The sequence below is a fragment of the Polyangium sp. 15x6 genome (assembly GCF_029960785.1).
Lineage (GTDB): Bacteria > Myxococcota_A > Polyangia > Polyangiales > Polyangiaceae > Polyangium.
In genome coordinates this window covers 13,245-27,136 of record NZ_JASBQE010000136.1, presented here as the reverse complement: position 1 = coordinate 27,136, position 13,892 = coordinate 13,245, and the positions used below count along the sequence as shown (strand labels likewise).

General features: G+C 70.1%; 12 protein-coding genes. 4 read left to right on the top strand and 8 right to left on the bottom strand.

Annotation, left to right across the window (positions count from 1 at the left end):
- Window positions 1-127: 127 nt before the first annotated feature.
- On the bottom strand, window positions 128-1,816 hold the full coding sequence (locus QHF83_RS48235; protein WP_282424914.1) for a serine/threonine-protein kinase: 1,689 nt from the start codon (window positions 1,814-1,816) through the stop codon (window positions 128-130).
- A 55-nt stretch (window positions 1,817-1,871) separates the two neighbouring features.
- Window positions 1,872-2,102 (bottom strand): hypothetical protein, encoded by a 231-nt coding sequence (locus QHF83_RS48230; RefSeq protein ID WP_282424913.1) that lies wholly within the window; start codon window positions 2,100-2,102, stop codon window positions 1,872-1,874.
- A gap of 92 nt (window positions 2,103-2,194) precedes the next feature.
- Between QHF83_RS48230 and QHF83_RS48225 the strand changes: the two genes are divergently transcribed.
- On the top strand, window positions 2,195-3,163 hold the full coding sequence (locus tag QHF83_RS48225; RefSeq protein WP_282424912.1) for a hypothetical protein: 969 nt from the start codon (window positions 2,195-2,197) through the stop codon (window positions 3,161-3,163).
- On the opposite strand, the gene QHF83_RS48220 is transcribed toward QHF83_RS48225, so the two are convergent.
- The 5 genes from QHF83_RS48220 to grxD all read right to left on the bottom strand — a co-directional run bounded on the left by QHF83_RS48220 (window position 3,160) and on the right by grxD (window position 7,812).
- On the bottom strand, window positions 3,160-4,440 hold the full coding sequence (locus QHF83_RS48220) for a PAS domain-containing protein (RefSeq protein ID WP_282424911.1): 1,281 nt from the start codon (window positions 4,438-4,440) through the stop codon (window positions 3,160-3,162). The genes QHF83_RS48225 and QHF83_RS48220 overlap by 4 nt on opposite strands.
- A 150-nt stretch (window positions 4,441-4,590) precedes the next feature.
- Window positions 4,591-4,866, bottom strand: coding sequence for an ATP synthase subunit I (locus QHF83_RS48215; RefSeq protein ID WP_282424910.1), 276 nt, complete (start codon window positions 4,864-4,866; stop codon window positions 4,591-4,593).
- Window positions 4,863-6,560 carry an amidohydrolase gene (locus QHF83_RS48210; protein ID WP_282424909.1) on the bottom strand — a complete coding sequence of 566 codons (1,698 nt, stop codon included), beginning with the start codon at window positions 6,558-6,560 and terminating at the stop codon, window positions 4,863-4,865. The genes QHF83_RS48215 and QHF83_RS48210 overlap by 4 nt, the downstream gene beginning before the upstream one ends.
- A 36-nt stretch (window positions 6,561-6,596) precedes the next feature.
- The gene (locus tag QHF83_RS48205; RefSeq protein WP_282424908.1) at window positions 6,597-6,857 is read right to left on the bottom strand and encodes a BolA/IbaG family iron-sulfur metabolism protein; all 261 of its coding nucleotides are present in this window, start codon (window positions 6,855-6,857) and stop codon (window positions 6,597-6,599) included.
- A 22-nt stretch (window positions 6,858-6,879) separates the two neighbouring features.
- The gene (grxD, locus tag QHF83_RS48200; protein ID WP_282424907.1) at window positions 6,880-7,812 is read right to left on the bottom strand and encodes a Grx4 family monothiol glutaredoxin; all 933 of its coding nucleotides are present in this window, start codon (window positions 7,810-7,812) and stop codon (window positions 6,880-6,882) included.
- A 192-nt stretch (window positions 7,813-8,004) separates the two neighbouring features.
- Between grxD and QHF83_RS48195 the strand changes: the two genes are divergently transcribed.
- Genes QHF83_RS48195 through QHF83_RS48185 form a run of 3 tightly spaced genes read left to right on the top strand, consistent with a single transcriptional unit; the run spans window position 8,005 to window position 13,063 of the window.
- Complete coding sequence (locus QHF83_RS48195) at window positions 8,005-9,438, top strand: VWA domain-containing protein (protein WP_282424906.1); 1,434 nt, start codon at window positions 8,005-8,007, stop codon at window positions 9,436-9,438.
- A gap of 30 nt (window positions 9,439-9,468) precedes the next feature.
- Complete coding sequence (locus tag QHF83_RS48190) at window positions 9,469-10,314, top strand: hypothetical protein (protein ID WP_282424905.1); 846 nt, start codon at window positions 9,469-9,471, stop codon at window positions 10,312-10,314.
- A gap of 58 nt (window positions 10,315-10,372) precedes the next feature.
- Entirely contained in the window at window positions 10,373-13,063 is a 2,691-nt protein-coding gene (locus tag QHF83_RS48185) for an ion transporter (RefSeq protein WP_282424904.1), read from the top strand.
- A gap of 3 nt (window positions 13,064-13,066) precedes the next feature.
- Here the strand turns inward: QHF83_RS48185 and QHF83_RS48180 are convergent, their stop codons facing one another.
- Window positions 13,067-13,870, bottom strand: coding sequence for a hypothetical protein (locus QHF83_RS48180; RefSeq protein WP_282424903.1), 804 nt, complete (start codon window positions 13,868-13,870; stop codon window positions 13,067-13,069).
- Between the last annotated feature and the right edge of the window lie 22 nt (window positions 13,871-13,892).

Below are 13,892 nucleotides of genomic sequence, written 5' to 3'. Positions count from 1 at the left end.
CAACGGGCCCGTTGGAAGAACTGCGCACCGCGCAGTTCTTCCATCCCGAGTCCAGGGCTTGCCCTGGTCCGGGTCGAGGGGCGGATAGCCCCCGCGGGGTCCGGGGCAGCGCCCCGGCGCGACGCCTTCAGTACGACACGTCCATCTCGAGGATGACCGTCTGGATGCCCTCCGTCACGCCGTCGCGGCGGGTCGGGTAGACGGTCACGGATGCGCGCTTGTTCGACACGAGGTCGACGAGCGTCGAGATGTAGCCCGATTGCAGCGGGGAGTACCAGGGAATGGCCCACGCCGGGATGCCCCGCTGCACGAACGTGATCGTGCCTGGCGAGAACGAATTCGCCTCCCATTCGCCGAAATCGTAGTATCGCTGCGCGATGAGACGGAAGCGCGAGGGGAAATCGTCGATCGAGCGACCCTGGACGAACGAGCGATATGCGTGCTCGGCGTCGTACTTGGCCTGCGCGCGGCCCTGGCCTTGCGCGAAGATGTCGAGCTGCACGTTCGCCAGCGACGCGCACCCGGCGCTCGCCGCGACGAGCGGGAAGAAATCGTAGAAGCTCGACGCGAGGAACGACTGCCCGAGGTATTCGCGCAGGACCGGATCGCGGAACGTACTCGCGAGCGTCTGCATCCCGCCGTCGAGACGCGTCGAGACGTAATGGAGCATGCCCTTGTAGGCGATACCCTTCACGCGGAATGGGCTCCGACCTGCCGGGCGCGGCAGACGCTCGAACCAGCGGCGATCACTCGCCGGGGAGACGCTCGGCGGCGGGAGATCGACCATGCGGCTCGATCGGGGCTCGGGCGGCGGCGACGAGGGGCGCTGGCTCGAGGATTCGGACAGCTCGCGGAACGACGAGAGGCCCGGCATCGTCGCTGCCATGCCGAGTGTCGGATCCGACGAGGGCGGCGACGAGGGCGGGATCGAGGGGAAGATCTCCGCGAACGCGCGCGAGCGAATGGAGGGCGGCGGGGGCTCGACGCTCTTCATGTTGGAGACGGCTTCGAGCGCGGCGGCGACCGCGGCGCCGTCCGAGGGGCGAGCGCCGGGCTCCTTGGCGAGCATGCGGCCGACGAGCGCGTCGAGGGCGTCGGGGACGTCGTGGCGGATCGTGCGCAGGCGCGGAGCCTCCTCCGCGAGGAGCTTCGTGATGATCGCCATCGGGTGCGGACCGTGGAAAGGAGGTTGGCCCGCCAAACATTCGTAGAGGAGACAGCCGAGCGAGAAGACGTCCGCGCGGGCGTCCACGTACCGTTTGTCGCCGCGGGCCTGCTCGGGCGCCATGTATCCCGGGGTCCCGAGGACGTTGCCGGTGCGGGTGAGGCCGCTCGACGCGTCGTCGAGGCGGGCGATGCCGAAATCGAGCAGGCGGATCTTGTCGATTACGCCGTCGACGAGGAAGACGTTGCTCGGCTTGACATCGCGGTGGACGATGCCGCGCGTGTGGGCGGCGCCGAGGGCCACGGCGATGCGTCGCGCGAGATCGATGCACTCTTCGAGGCGCAAAGGCTCGCGGGTGAGGCGCCGATCGAGGCTCTCGCCTTCGAGCCACTCCATCACGAGGTACGGTTCGCCGTCGGGCGAGATGCCGTGCGTCACGTACCGGACGACGTGCGGGTGCTCGAGCCCCGCGAGGGCCTTCGCCTCCTTGAGGAAGCGGGCTTGCGAGGTCATGTCGGGCGCGTGGAGAACCTTGATCGCGACGAGCTTCGTCGTCTGTCGATCGAGCGCTCGATACACGGACCCCATGCCGCCGACGCCGGCGCGCTCCAGAATGGCGAAGCGTCCGTCAACGACGTCTCCCGTGCGCATGGGACCGGATGATGCCCGAAGGACATCCGCGGCATCAAGGTGCTCGTGCGCTTGTTCAGGCGACCCGGATCACCTCGCCCGGCTTCTGGGTCGGCGCGGGCGGATCCCGGATGACGGGCTGCTCGGGCGGCGGCTCGCCGGGGACGGGGCTCGGGGGCGGCGGATCCTCGATCGGACCCTTGCGGATGCGCGGATCCTCGACGGGGGGCGCCTCGGGCCGCTCGGGTGGCGTGGGAGGCGATTTTTCTTCCGTTCGGGTCGTCTCGATGGATCGCGGGAGGCTCATGCCCCGACGAACGCAAGCGTGGTGCCCAGGACGCGTGTGCGTCCTTCGTCGGGCGCTTTACCGGGCTGATAACGACGGGTATCCTGGCGGGCATGGACCTCGAACGGATGCTGGAGAACTGCCGGCGCGATCAGTGGCGCGTCGGCGACCTCGACTGGAGCCGCAAGCCCCGCAGCATGTCGCGGGAAGACGAGATCGCGATCGTGCAGCTCTTCACGGACATGTCGGGGATCGAGCGGCTCGCGGGCGCGCTCTTCCGCGAGCAGGAGCGGCGCGTGGAGGACCCGACGCTGAAGGCGATCTTCCGGACGTTCGTCGTCGACGAGGTCCGGCACGCGCACGCGGCGCAGATGCTCGCCGATTTTTATGACGTCCATCATTACCAGATGTATCGACAGAGCCCGAGCCTGACGGCGTTCGCCCCGCATTTCGTGGACGCGATTCATTACCTCAGCGACGACGTGGCGAACGCGTACATCGTGGCCGGGGAGCTCATCCTGGACATCGCGCTGCTCCGATCGATCAACGACTACGTGCACGACGACATGAGCCAGGCGGCGATGACGCTCATCAACCGCGACGAGTCGCGCCACATCGCGATCGACTATCACATGGCCGAGTATTACGGCTCCGAGGCGTACGAGCGGCGCATGGCCGAGCGCCAGACGAAGCTCTCGCTCGCGGAGCGGGCGCGGGGCGCGAAGGCGTTCGTGCACATGCTGCATTACGGCCATCCGTTCATCCGCGACGTGTTCCTCGATCCGATGAACTTCGTCGATCCCGAGGGCAAACGGCTGCGGGACGCGTTCAAGCGGATGCAGCTCCTCGGGCGGAAGGAGGAGACGTCGCGGCGGCCGTTCACGCGGTTCCTGCGGCTCTTGCAGGACGGGGTCGATCACCCGATCACGGGCCGGCTGCTCGGCGATGTGTTCGGCCGCGTCGGAGGCGTGGGCAAAGAGTTCATGGCCCGGCAATACGACGACGCCGAGCTCACGCGGGTCCGGCGCATGTCGTACGAGGACATGGCGAAGGAAGCGCTCTCCGCGAAGGAGACGAACTAGCGCTTTGCGCGCGCGCCGCGGCCGAGCGCGAGGGCGATGCCGCCCTGCAAGGTGCTGCGCGTGCGCATGCGGCCGAGCTCGGCGCCGATCTCGACGAGGGTGCGGGCCATCGCCGGCTGAATGCCGGTCAAGACGACCTCGGCCCCGAGCAGCTCGACCGCGCGCGCGGCCTGCACGAGGGCGCTCGCGACCTGCTCGTCGACGACGGGCACGCCGGTGACGTCGAGGATGACCATCGACGCCTGGTTCTGCACGATGCCGGGGAGCAACGTCTCGAGCACCTGCTCGGCGCGGCGGGCGTCGATGTGACCGATGAGCGGCATCACCACGACGCCCTCGGCGATCGGCAGGAGCGGCGTCGAGAGGGCGCGGAGCGCGGCCTCCTGCAGGCCGAGCATTTCGTCCTGGAGCTCTCGCGCGCGCGCCTCGGCCTCTTTTTGCGTCGTCACGTCGACCGAGATGCTGCACACGGCGATGGGTTTGCCCTCGGCGTCCCGGAGGGGGAATTTCGTGGTCACGTAGGCGACGACGCCGCCTTCGAGCGGCATCACGTCCTCGCGCACGACGGGCTCGCCGGTCCGGAGCACGAGGGCGTCGGAGGCGCTGTAGCTCTCCGCGGCCTCGGGCGGGAAGAGCTCGGCGTCGGTCTTGCCGAGCAGATCGGCGCGGTCCATCCGGAGGAACTGCTCGACCTGACGGTTGACGAGCAGATAGCGGCCCGCGAGATCCTTGACGTACACGAGCGACGGCGCGTTCTCGAGGATCCCGACCAGGAACTGCTGGCTCTCCTCCAGCGCGCGTTGCACCCGGATCCGCTGGGTCACGTCGAGGTTCACGGACACCACGTACCGCCTGCCGGCGACATCGACGGGCTGGTACGAGCTCTCCGACCAGAGCTCCCGATCCTCGGCGTTCTCGAATCCCACCTCCGCCGTGTTGAACGAGGTGGGCGGCATGACCGAGGCCTCCCCGCGCGTGGCCCTCTCGAGGTGCGCGGCATATCCCCGCGCCACGGCGTCCGGGTCCTCGAGCAGGTTGTGTTTGCCGATGACGAGCTCGCGGGCAGGGATGGCGCAGAACTCTCGGTTTTTGCGATTGATCTCGACGACCCAGCCCTCGGCGTCGTGCACGACGGCCGGGATGGGCAAGGATTCGAACACGGCCTGATAGAGGTCCGCACGGTGCCTCGCGGCCCCGAGGGCCTCTTCGAGCTCGGCCACGCGCGCGCGGAGCCGCGCGGCCTCTTCCTGCAATCCTTGGAATTCTTGCACGTTCATGTCCACCCCCCGACGTGTCCCCGTTTCTCCAGGCGTGAAGGGCCGCCCAGGGACGGGCAGGCCACGTCGCACCGAGGATACGAGTCGCCCGGAATCTTCCTTATAACGCTGCGCGGCGTCCGTACAGAGAGCCGAACGGCAAAACCAGCGTCAATTCGGTGGCGCCTCGGTCGTACGACGCCGAACCAATCTTGCCAGGACGAACCCGAGGAGGGAGGCGAGGAGCGGCATCGAGCCCGACTTTCCAATCAGGCCAAACGCGACGCAAAGCAGGACGAGGCGAAGAACGAAGATGACCGTGGGGCGCGCGCGCTCCCCCGTTTCGCGATGAATACGCTCGCCCTCGGTGATGGCCTTCGCATGCGCCCAGCCGAGCGCGAATCCGAGGGCGAGAAAAAGCAAGACGCGAAGGACGAGGTTCGTCATGGAGTCGGCTTTGCGATCGTGGCGGCGAACGCCACCTTGCCGCCCACGATCACGCGGTGGATCTTCGCCTGGAGCAGCGAACGATCGGCCACGAGAGGCGCGGCAAAGACGGTCAGGTCGGCGACTTGGCCAGGCGCGATCCGGCCGTGGCTCGCCTCGACGAAGGCGGCGTGGGCAGGGCCCGTGGTGAAGGCGGCGAGCGCCTCGTCGAGGGTGATGCGCTGCTCGGGCAAGAAGCCGCCCGGCGGCGCGCCCGAAGGATCCTGCCGACTCACGGCGGCCCAGAGGCCGAGGAGCGGCGAGGGCTCCTCGACGGGGAAATCCGAGCCGAAGACGAGGCGCGCGCCGCTATCGAGCAGCGAGCGCCAGGCATACGCGCCGCGCAGGCGCTCGGGGCCGAGGCGCGCGGGCGCCCAGGGCATGTCGCTCGTGGCGTGGGTCGGCTGCATGGAGGCGACGACGCCGAGCGCCGCGAAGCGCGGAATGTCCTCGGGCGCGAGGACCTGGGCGTGCTCGACGCGAAAACGAAGCGCGCGCGCCCGGCCCTCGCCGAGGGCGGCGAAGGCGTCGAGCACGTCGCGATTGGCGCGGTCGCCGATGGCGTGCACGGCGAGCTGAAAGCCCGCGTCCGCGATGATCCGGGCGGCTTGGGTGAGGGCCGCGCGGTCCATGATCGAAATGCCCACGCTCTTCGGATCGTCGGTGTAGGGCGCGAGGAGGGCGGCGCCGCGCGAGCCGAGGGCGCCGTCGGCGAAGAGTTTGACCCCGCGCAGGACGAACATGGCGGTGCCCTCGGGGTCCTGGTCGGGTTTTCGTTGCGACAATGCGGCGAGGTTCGGCCCGCCGGCGAGATAAGCGTAGACGCGAATCGGGAGCCGGCCTTCGGCCGCGAGCTTGCGGTAGACGGCGACGGTCCTGTCGTCGATGCCCATCTCGTGCACGCCCGTGAGCCCGAGCGAGACCACGTGCGCGGAAGCGCGCAGGATGCGGCGCTCGATCACCTCGGGCGGCTCGGCCGGGATCTTCGCCGTGACGAGGTCCATGGCATTGTCGAGGAAGACGCCGGTGGGCGCGCCGGTCGCGTCACGCAGAATGCGGCCGCCAGGAGGGTCGGCGGTCTTGTCGTCGACGCCGGCGAGGCGCAGGGCCGCCGCGTTGGCCCAGAGCGCGTGACCGTCGATGCGGGTGAGCGCGACGGGGTGATCGGGGGCCGCGGCGTCGAGCGGGGCGTGCGCGGGGAACGCGGCGGGGGAAAAGAGGTTCTGATCCCAGCCGCGGCCGGTGACCCATTCGCCCGGCGCGCGCCCTTTCACTTCGGCGGCGACGATACGGGCGATCTCCTCGGGGCTCTTCTTGCCCCGCACGTCGAGGCTCTCGAGCGCGGCGCCGAGGCCGTGGAGGTGGCAATGGCCGTCGACGAGCCCGGGGATCACGGCGCGCCCGGAGAGCCGCTCCACGCGGGTCTCCGGGCCGATGAACGCGCCGACCTCGGCGTCCGTGCCGACCGCGACGATTCGCTCGCCCCGCACGGCGATCGCGCTCGCCTCGGGGCGCGCCGGATCCATCGTGCGGACGGCGCCGCCCAGGAGGACGAAATCCGCGGGGGTTTGCGATTGCGTGGACTGTGAGGAAGCGGCCCCACAGCCGAGGGCCAGGGGCGCGAGGGTCGCCGCGAGGAGGGCGCTTCGGAACATCACGCCCACTCTAGCAGCCGCGGGGGCGCGGGAGGGTCACGTGGGGACTTTGGTGTTCAGCTTGTCGACGGCGTGCACGGGGGCGTCATTTCCCGCCATGAGGTGCGCGATCGCGCCGAGGACGAGGCGGTGCTTCTCCAGCGTGCTCTTGCCCGCGAAGACCTTGCTCGTGACGGAGATCTCGAAATGCCCTCCCCCGCCCTGCACCTCCACCACGGCGTCGCTGATCTTTTCCTTGATGGCCTGCTCGATCGCCGCGGGGATCGAGCCCTGAAACGTGGTCATGTGGTACGACACGCGCGCTACCTCCCGAGATTCGTCAATACCGCGGAACCGAGGGGTCGACCACGACCGACCAGGCGTCGATGCCCCCCTCGAGATTGTACACCCTGGAAAAACCTCGCCCCACGAACGCTTCGGCCGCCGAGCGGCTGCGGCCGCCGTGGTGGCAATGGAACACGATCGCCGTGTCCTTGGGCAGCGCTTCGAGCCGCTCGAGCTCGGCCTGGTCGAGCAGCTTCGCCTGCTCGATCCGCGCAATGGCGCGCTCCTTGTCGGTGCGCACGTCGATGAGCTCGATCGTCTCGCCCGCGTCGAGCATCTCCTTCAGCTTCTTCACGGAGAGCTGCCGGACGCGCGGGGGCTCGTTCGGGTTCTCGATCTTGAAGCCGGCGCCCTCGGGCCCGTCCACGAAATCGATGGAGACGCCGTCGGCCCGGCGCGCGCTCGCCTTGTCGACGAGGACCGTGATGCCGCCCGCGTCGACCTCGACGTCGCCCTCGGCGCGCGGCCCGAAATAAAGACCATACTCGAAGCGCGGGCTCACCTCGAAGCGGAGGAGCTCGCCCGGCGCCTCTTTCGCCGCCTCGTCGAATGCGCGCTTGGCCGACGCGCTGATCGTGATCTTCAGCGGCTTCGCCTCGCCGCCGGCCCCGGAGGCGCCGAGCTTCTGCGCGAGCTCGCCGCTCTCGCGCATCTCCCGGACGATGTCGGCCCCACCGACGAACTCGCCATCGATGTAGAGCTGCGGGATCGTGGGCCAGCTCGCGTAGGCCTTGATGCCCTCGCGAATCTCGGGATCTTCGAGGACGTTCACCGTCGTGTAGCTGGGGAGCACCTCGTCCAGGATCTGCACGACGGAGCTGGAGAACCCACATTGGGGGAATCGGCGCGAGCCCTTCATGAAGAGCACGACCCGGTCGGACCGAACGAGCGCCTCGATACGCTGCTTGAGCGGTTCACTGAGATTCATCTGTTTCCCTCGATCGGTCGGGACTCTCGCACGTCTCGAAACATGACGCTACGTCATTTAGACCGAACGGCCCGCTCGTCCGTAGACGTGCGCCACGGATGTTCGTCGCCCCGGGCGCTCCCCTTCGCGAGCGCTCGAGGGGCGAGATTTTTCACGCGCCGAGCGTCCGGCGCGTGCCCGGAGGAGTGTGTCATGACGAACCGTTGGCTCCGTGTCCCCCGCACCCGCCGCGCGCTTGCGGCGAGCCTCCTCGCACTCTGCGCCGGAGGGCTCATCTTGCACAGAGCGCCGCTCGGCGCGCGGACGAACGTGGCGTTCGCGAGCCCGAGCGAAAGCGGCGCGGGCGCGACGTTCTCGGGGCGCGGCGCGCACGGGTCGATCACGCTGACGCAGTCGCGCGTGTTCGGCGGGAGCGAGGCGCGGATCTCGGCGGTGCTGCGGATCAAAGCGGATCAGGCGGACGCGCGGGAGCGGGCGCCGCTCGCGCTCGCGATCGTGCTCGACACGTCGGGCTCGATGATGACCGAGAGCAAGATGAAGCAGGCGAAGGACGCGGTCGTGGAGCTGATCCGCGAGCTGCGTGACGACGATCAGATCACGCTGGTGCGATACGCGTCGGATAGCGAGGTGCTGCAGTCGCTCGCGCGCGTGGGAGACGTGCGCGAGCGGCTCGTCGCGCGGGTGCACGAGCTTTCGGCGAGCGGCGGGACGAACATCCCGCCGGCGCTGTCGCAAGGGATGTGGTCCTTGGCGAACGCGTCGCCGGGGCGCGTGAAGCGGGTGGTCCTGGTGAGCGACGGGCTCGACGGCGGGCGCATCGATGCGGAGCGGATCGCGCGGGGCGCGACGGAAGATCGGGTGACGGTGTCGTCGCTCGGGATCGGGCTCGATTTCGATCCGGGATACATGGGCGGGGTCGCGGAGGCGGGGCGCGGGAACTTTGCGTTCGTGAAGGATGGAGCGGCGCTCCAAACATTCCTGCGTCGCGAGCTCGAAGAGACGGCCGCGACGACGGTCGAGGCGACGGAGGCGCGGTTCGTGCTCCCCGAGGGCGTGCGGTTCGTCCGGGCGATCGGCGCGGAGGCGAGGACGGAAGGCGATGGGCGCGAGGTGACCTTGCGGATCGGATCGCTCTTCGCGGGTGACGAGCGGCGCGTGGTCGTGGAGCTCGCGGCGAACGCGGAGGCAGGGGAAAAACTCGCGATCGGGGGCGAGGTCGGGTGGTCGCTCGTGGGCGGAGAGCGGACGCGCGTGGCGCTGTCGCCGCTCGATCTGCAAGGGACGGCGGACGCGCGGGAGGCGGAGCTCAGCGTGGATCGGGCGGCATTCGCGGAGGCGACGAGCGCGCTCGCGTCGAGCCGGCAGCTCGAGGCGGCGGCGGCGCTGGAGCAAGGCGACATGCAGGCGGCGCAGCGGATCGTCGACGAGAACATCGGCGCGCTCAGGGCCGCGGCGGAGGCCGCGCCGGCGCCGGCTGCGACGGCGATTCAGGCGCAGGTCGAAGCGTACGAGCGAGCGAAGCAGGAGATCCACGCGGCGCCGCCGAAGAGCGCGGGCGCGAAGGCGGCGGCGCGGAGCATGGCCGACAAGGAGTTCTCGAACCTCGGTCGGGCCGCGGCGTACTGAACGACGAACCCGTTGGAGATCCAAGGAATCATGCGGAAGTTTGCCCTCCTCGTGGCCGCGGCGGCGGCGTTTGGTTTGTGGCCCTTCGCGGGCCGGCTCGGGCTCGTGACGGGATCGATCGCGCTGCTCGGGCTCGGTGTCCTGCTCGCGCTCGCGGCGAGCGCGACGATCGATGGCCTCGCCGCGGCGGGCGGGGCGCTCGGCGCGCTGTCGGCGGCGCTCGTGGGAAATACGTCGCCCGCCGCGGCGGGCGCGGCGCTCGTGGCGCTCGCGTACGCGGAGCGGACGACGCGGGTGAAGGCCGGGACGGCGCGGCTCGTGCACCTGGGCGGCGCGCTCGTGGCAGGCGCGCTCGCGGGGACGATCACGGCGGCGTATGGGAGCGGTTCGCCCACGATCCGCGTGGTCGCGGCGCTGGTCGCGGCCGTGCTCGCGGCGTTGCCGCTCTTCGTGGAGGCGGACGATCCGGTGGCGTACGCGCTCGACGGGCTCGCCGAGGACGCCGGCGAGGAGGCGGGCGCGGCCTTGCGCGAGGGAGCCGCGCTGCGGAGGCACGTGGATGAACGGCTGCTCGACGCGGCCGCGGCGCGCGAGGTTCGCGCGAGCTGGAAGGCGCTCGTGCGGCTCGGTGAGGCGCGGGCGCGGCTCGAACGAGCGCGGGCCGGAGGAAAGGGCGCGCGCGCGGACGCGCCCGCGGCCGTGGCGCGGCGCGTGGATCAACGCATCGGCGCGCACGTGGCGGCGCTCCGGCGCGCGTACCTGCTCGCGGATACGGCGCACGCGGCGGAGGCGAGTGAGGACGTGCGGGCGCTCGAGGTCGTGGAGGCGACGGGAGAGAAGCTCGAAGCGACGAGCGAAGCGCTGATCTCTTCGTGACGGACGCGCGCGGAGGTCGCTGGAAACGCGGCCCTCCGCGCGTCTATGCTGCGGCGCGATGGCCCCTCGGGCACCGAGCCTCCCCCGCCGCGTCGTCGCGCTGCTCGACAAACGTCCGGTCAAGATCGGGCTCGCGATCTGCATCCTCGTCTCGCTCCTGCCGATGCCCCGGCTGGAGAGCGCGCTCCGGCCCGTCTTCCTCGCGATCTTCACGATCGAGCTCGCGCTGCGCTGGATCGCCCTGCGCCGGCCCCGCGAGGAGATCCGGCGCTTCGAATGGTTTTTCCTGGTCGTCGATCTGCTCGCGCTGCTGAGCTTCTTGCCCTTCGAGCAGATCGGCGATCCCAGGTACGTGGCGCCGCTCTTGTCGCTCCGGCTCGCGCGGCTCTTGCTCTTGCTCCGGTTCGCCCGCGAGCTCGCGGCCGATGTGTACTCGATCGTGACGCGGCGCGAGCAGCTCCAGCAGTTCGGGCTCGTGACCGTGGCGGTCTGGTCGCTCGCGTTCGGCGCGGCCGTGGTGCTGGATCACCTGGCGATCCGCTACGATTACGCGGGCAGCGGACTCGAGGCCGACGCCGATTTCATCGATCGGGTGTGGTGGGCGTTCCGGCAGCTCGAGAGCGCGGACAACCTGGTCGGGACGCTCAAGGTGCCGGCGCCGATCGCGGTTCTGTCGCTGGGGCTCACGATCGTGGGCGTGTTCGTGGTGTCGTTCATCATCGGCATCGGCTCGAACATCGTCGATCAGGTGGTGCGGGCCGAGCGTCGGCGCACGGTCGACTACGACGAGCACTCGCTGGTGATAGGTCCCGTGCACGACGCGGAGATGCTCGTGCGGGAGTTCGCGCGGCTCTACGAGCGGAACCGGATGCTGCGGAGCTTCTTCCGGCCGGCGGAGATCCTGCAATGGCTGCGGGGGCGCGGGGCGATGCCGCGAAGGCACGCGCTGCCGCGGATGGCGCTGCTCGGGACGACGGAGGATCCGCCCGGATACCTGTACGAGCCGATGATGCGGTGGGTGATGTACCGCGAGGGCGACGGCTGGGATCCGGACGCGCTCGCGCGGGTGTCGGCGGCGACGGCGAAGCGCGCGATCCTCTTGTCCCGCGCGGACGCGGGGCCCGACGCGGACGCGGTGACGACGATGACGCTCGCGTCGTTCCGCGCGCAGAACCATGACGCGCAGGTGTTCGTCGAGGTGGTGGAGAGCGAGAACCGCGCGCTCGTGATGGCGATCGGTGGACCTCATACGTTCCCGCTCGACATGCCGCGTTTTCTGGGGCTTTTCCTCTGTCAGCACCTCGTCACGCCGGGGGTCGAGGCGCTGTACACGGACCTCATGACGGCCGATGGGTCCGAGTTCTACACGCACATGTTCGTGGAGCCCGGCGAGGCGGAGGCGATCGAAGCGCTCGGCGGCGAAGACGGGTTCGTCCCGTTCGAGAGGCTCGCGCGCGCGGCGTACGAGGAGCGCGGCGTGCTGCTCACGGGGGTGTTCCTGGGGACGGCGACGCCGCGGCGGACGCGCGGGCTCGTGCCCGTGGCGGACCTCGAGCAATGGCTGAATCCGCTGCGTGATCCGGAGGAGGGCTCGGGCGCGTGGAAGCTCGGGGCGCGCGCAGGGAAGATCCCGACGAAGCTCCTGCGCGGGATCATCGGCGTGACGGCGACGTACGCGCCGCTGCGCAGGTACGGGCGGGATCTCGTGATGGGGCGTGGGATCACGCCCGTCGGTCACCAGGCGACGCCGCCGCGGGCCGAGATCTGCACGTGGGCCGAGGACACGCACATGGCGCGTGGGCTGCTCTCGCGTGTGCTCGTCGTGGGGTACAGCGCGGCGCTGCCGTCGATGGTGCGTGAGCTCGCGCGGTTCATGCCGGGCGTGGACGCGACGCTCGTGCTCGGCGAGCGCGGTGACGAGCGGATGCCGCTCGCGGCGCGCCTCGCGTCGCTCGGGATCGGCATCGAGCGGGACGTGCCGCCGCCGGGGCGCGAGGGCGTGACGATGCCCCTCGAGCACGGGGGGCGCGTGACGGTGTACACGCAACGCGGGCACGATCTCGCGTCGTTCGCGGTGGAGTGCGCGAAGAAGGGCGGGCCGATCGGCGCGGTGATCTTCCTGAGCGAGCCCGACGCGGTGGATCGAGACGCGCGCACGACGTTGCGGCTGCTCCGGTTCGTGAACGCGCTCGAGCGCGGCGAGCTCGCGCGGGGCGAACGGCTGCACGTGCTGGCGGAGTTCGCCTCGGTGCAGAAGGGCGAGCACGCGCGGAGGCTCGTGGACGCGGAGCGATGCGGGTTCGCCGCGGGGAGGCTCCGGCTCTCGCTCGTGAGCACCGATCGGATCAAGAACTACTTCATGGTGCACAGCGCGTTCGTGCCGGGCGTGACCGCGCTGTACGACGAGATCCTCGGCGAGTACGGGCAGGAGATCGTGCGGCTCGAGCCGGGCGAGCGCGCGGCGGGCGCGAAGGGCGCGGTGCGATTCGACGAGCTGAGGGAGGCGCTCGCGTCGCGGCAGGTGATTCCGGTCGCGATCGAGCAGCGGACGGTGGACGAGCACGCGCGGGAGCGGCTCGAGGTGCTCCTCAATCCGCCGCGGGAGCGGGTGTTCGATCTGTCGGAGATCGTCGCGCTTTATGCGCTCGCCGAGAGCCGCGATCTCGAGGAGCCGGCGGCGCGGGAAGCGCGGGAGCGGGCGCCCGCGTCGCGGAGGCCCGGGCCTTTCGGGCTCGACATGGACGCCTGAGGCTCAGGGCGCGGCGCGCGGGGTCTCGTCGAGGACGCAATAAAGCAGCGTGGGATCACATTTCACGCGGTAATCGGGGTTGATGCCGGAGGGCGTGCGGCCCTCGGCGGCATTGCCATTCGGATCACAGAGCGCGTCGTCCGGCTCGTTCGTGGGTTTGCCGTCGGCGTCCGATTTCGCGCACTGGACCGCCGGGAAGAGCGCGACGAACGTGTACGTCGCCGAGCAGCCCTCCATGAGGTCCTCGTACTTCATCGTGCCGACCACCTGCGTGCCCGGCGCGGCGGCGGTGACGTAAATGGAGAGGTTTTCCCAGGATTGCCTTAGCCTCTTGGCCGGGAGCGTGACGGGGTTTCCCATGTTGTCCATGGTCTCGGCCTCGGGGAGATCGAGCTCGGCGGGCGCGAGCGCGGCGGTGCCGGAGGCGCCGCCGGCATAACAGAGATCACGGTCGTCGGGGTTCGTCGTGTACGCGCCGAAGGCATAAGGCACGTCGTCCTCCCCTGTCCCGAGCCCCTCGCGCTCCCGGACGAGGCCGCCGAACGTGTCGGACTGGACGGCGATGCTGCGTTTGTCGTAATCGGCGAGGGTCCGATCGTCGTTCGGCGCGAGGAACGTGGCGAGGCCGATTTCCTCGCCGACGAGGTCGGCGCAGGAGCCCGTCCCCTCCACGAGCGAATATTTCGCGATGAACGACCCGTGCCCGACGACGCACTGGATCGGGGGCTGCGAGCACGACGCGCCGCCGAACGAGGCCAAGGCCGAGGCCAGGGCCACGGCTGCGAGGAAGGAATGACCTTTTTTCATGGTTCGTCTCCTCGTCCGCACG

Coding starts and splice junctions, on each gene's coding strand:
- grxD (WP_282424907.1), bottom strand. CDS start 7,812: ATGAATCTCAGTGAACCGCTCAAGCAGCGTATCGAGGCGCTCGTTCGG.
- QHF83_RS48195 (WP_282424906.1), top strand. CDS start 8,005: ATGACGAACCGTTGGCTCCGTGTCCCCCGCACCCGCCGCGCGCTTGCG.
- QHF83_RS48225 (WP_282424912.1), top strand. CDS start 2,195: ATGGACCTCGAACGGATGCTGGAGAACTGCCGGCGCGATCAGTGGCGC.
- QHF83_RS48220 (WP_282424911.1), bottom strand. CDS start 4,440: ATGAACGTGCAAGAATTCCAAGGATTGCAGGAAGAGGCCGCGCGGCTC.
- QHF83_RS48230 (WP_282424913.1), bottom strand. CDS start 2,102: ATGAGCCTCCCGCGATCCATCGAGACGACCCGAACGGAAGAAAAATCG.
- QHF83_RS48185 (WP_282424904.1), top strand. CDS start 10,373: ATGGCCCCTCGGGCACCGAGCCTCCCCCGCCGCGTCGTCGCGCTGCTC.
- QHF83_RS48235 (WP_282424914.1), bottom strand. CDS start 1,816: ATGCGCACGGGAGACGTCGTTGACGGACGCTTCGCCATTCTGGAGCGC.
- QHF83_RS48190 (WP_282424905.1), top strand. CDS start 9,469: ATGCGGAAGTTTGCCCTCCTCGTGGCCGCGGCGGCGGCGTTTGGTTTG.
- QHF83_RS48180 (WP_282424903.1), bottom strand. CDS start 13,870: ATGAAAAAAGGTCATTCCTTCCTCGCAGCCGTGGCCCTGGCCTCGGCC.
- QHF83_RS48210 (WP_282424909.1), bottom strand. CDS start 6,560: ATGTTCCGAAGCGCCCTCCTCGCGGCGACCCTCGCGCCCCTGGCCCTC.
- QHF83_RS48215 (WP_282424910.1), bottom strand. CDS start 4,866: ATGACGAACCTCGTCCTTCGCGTCTTGCTTTTTCTCGCCCTCGGATTC.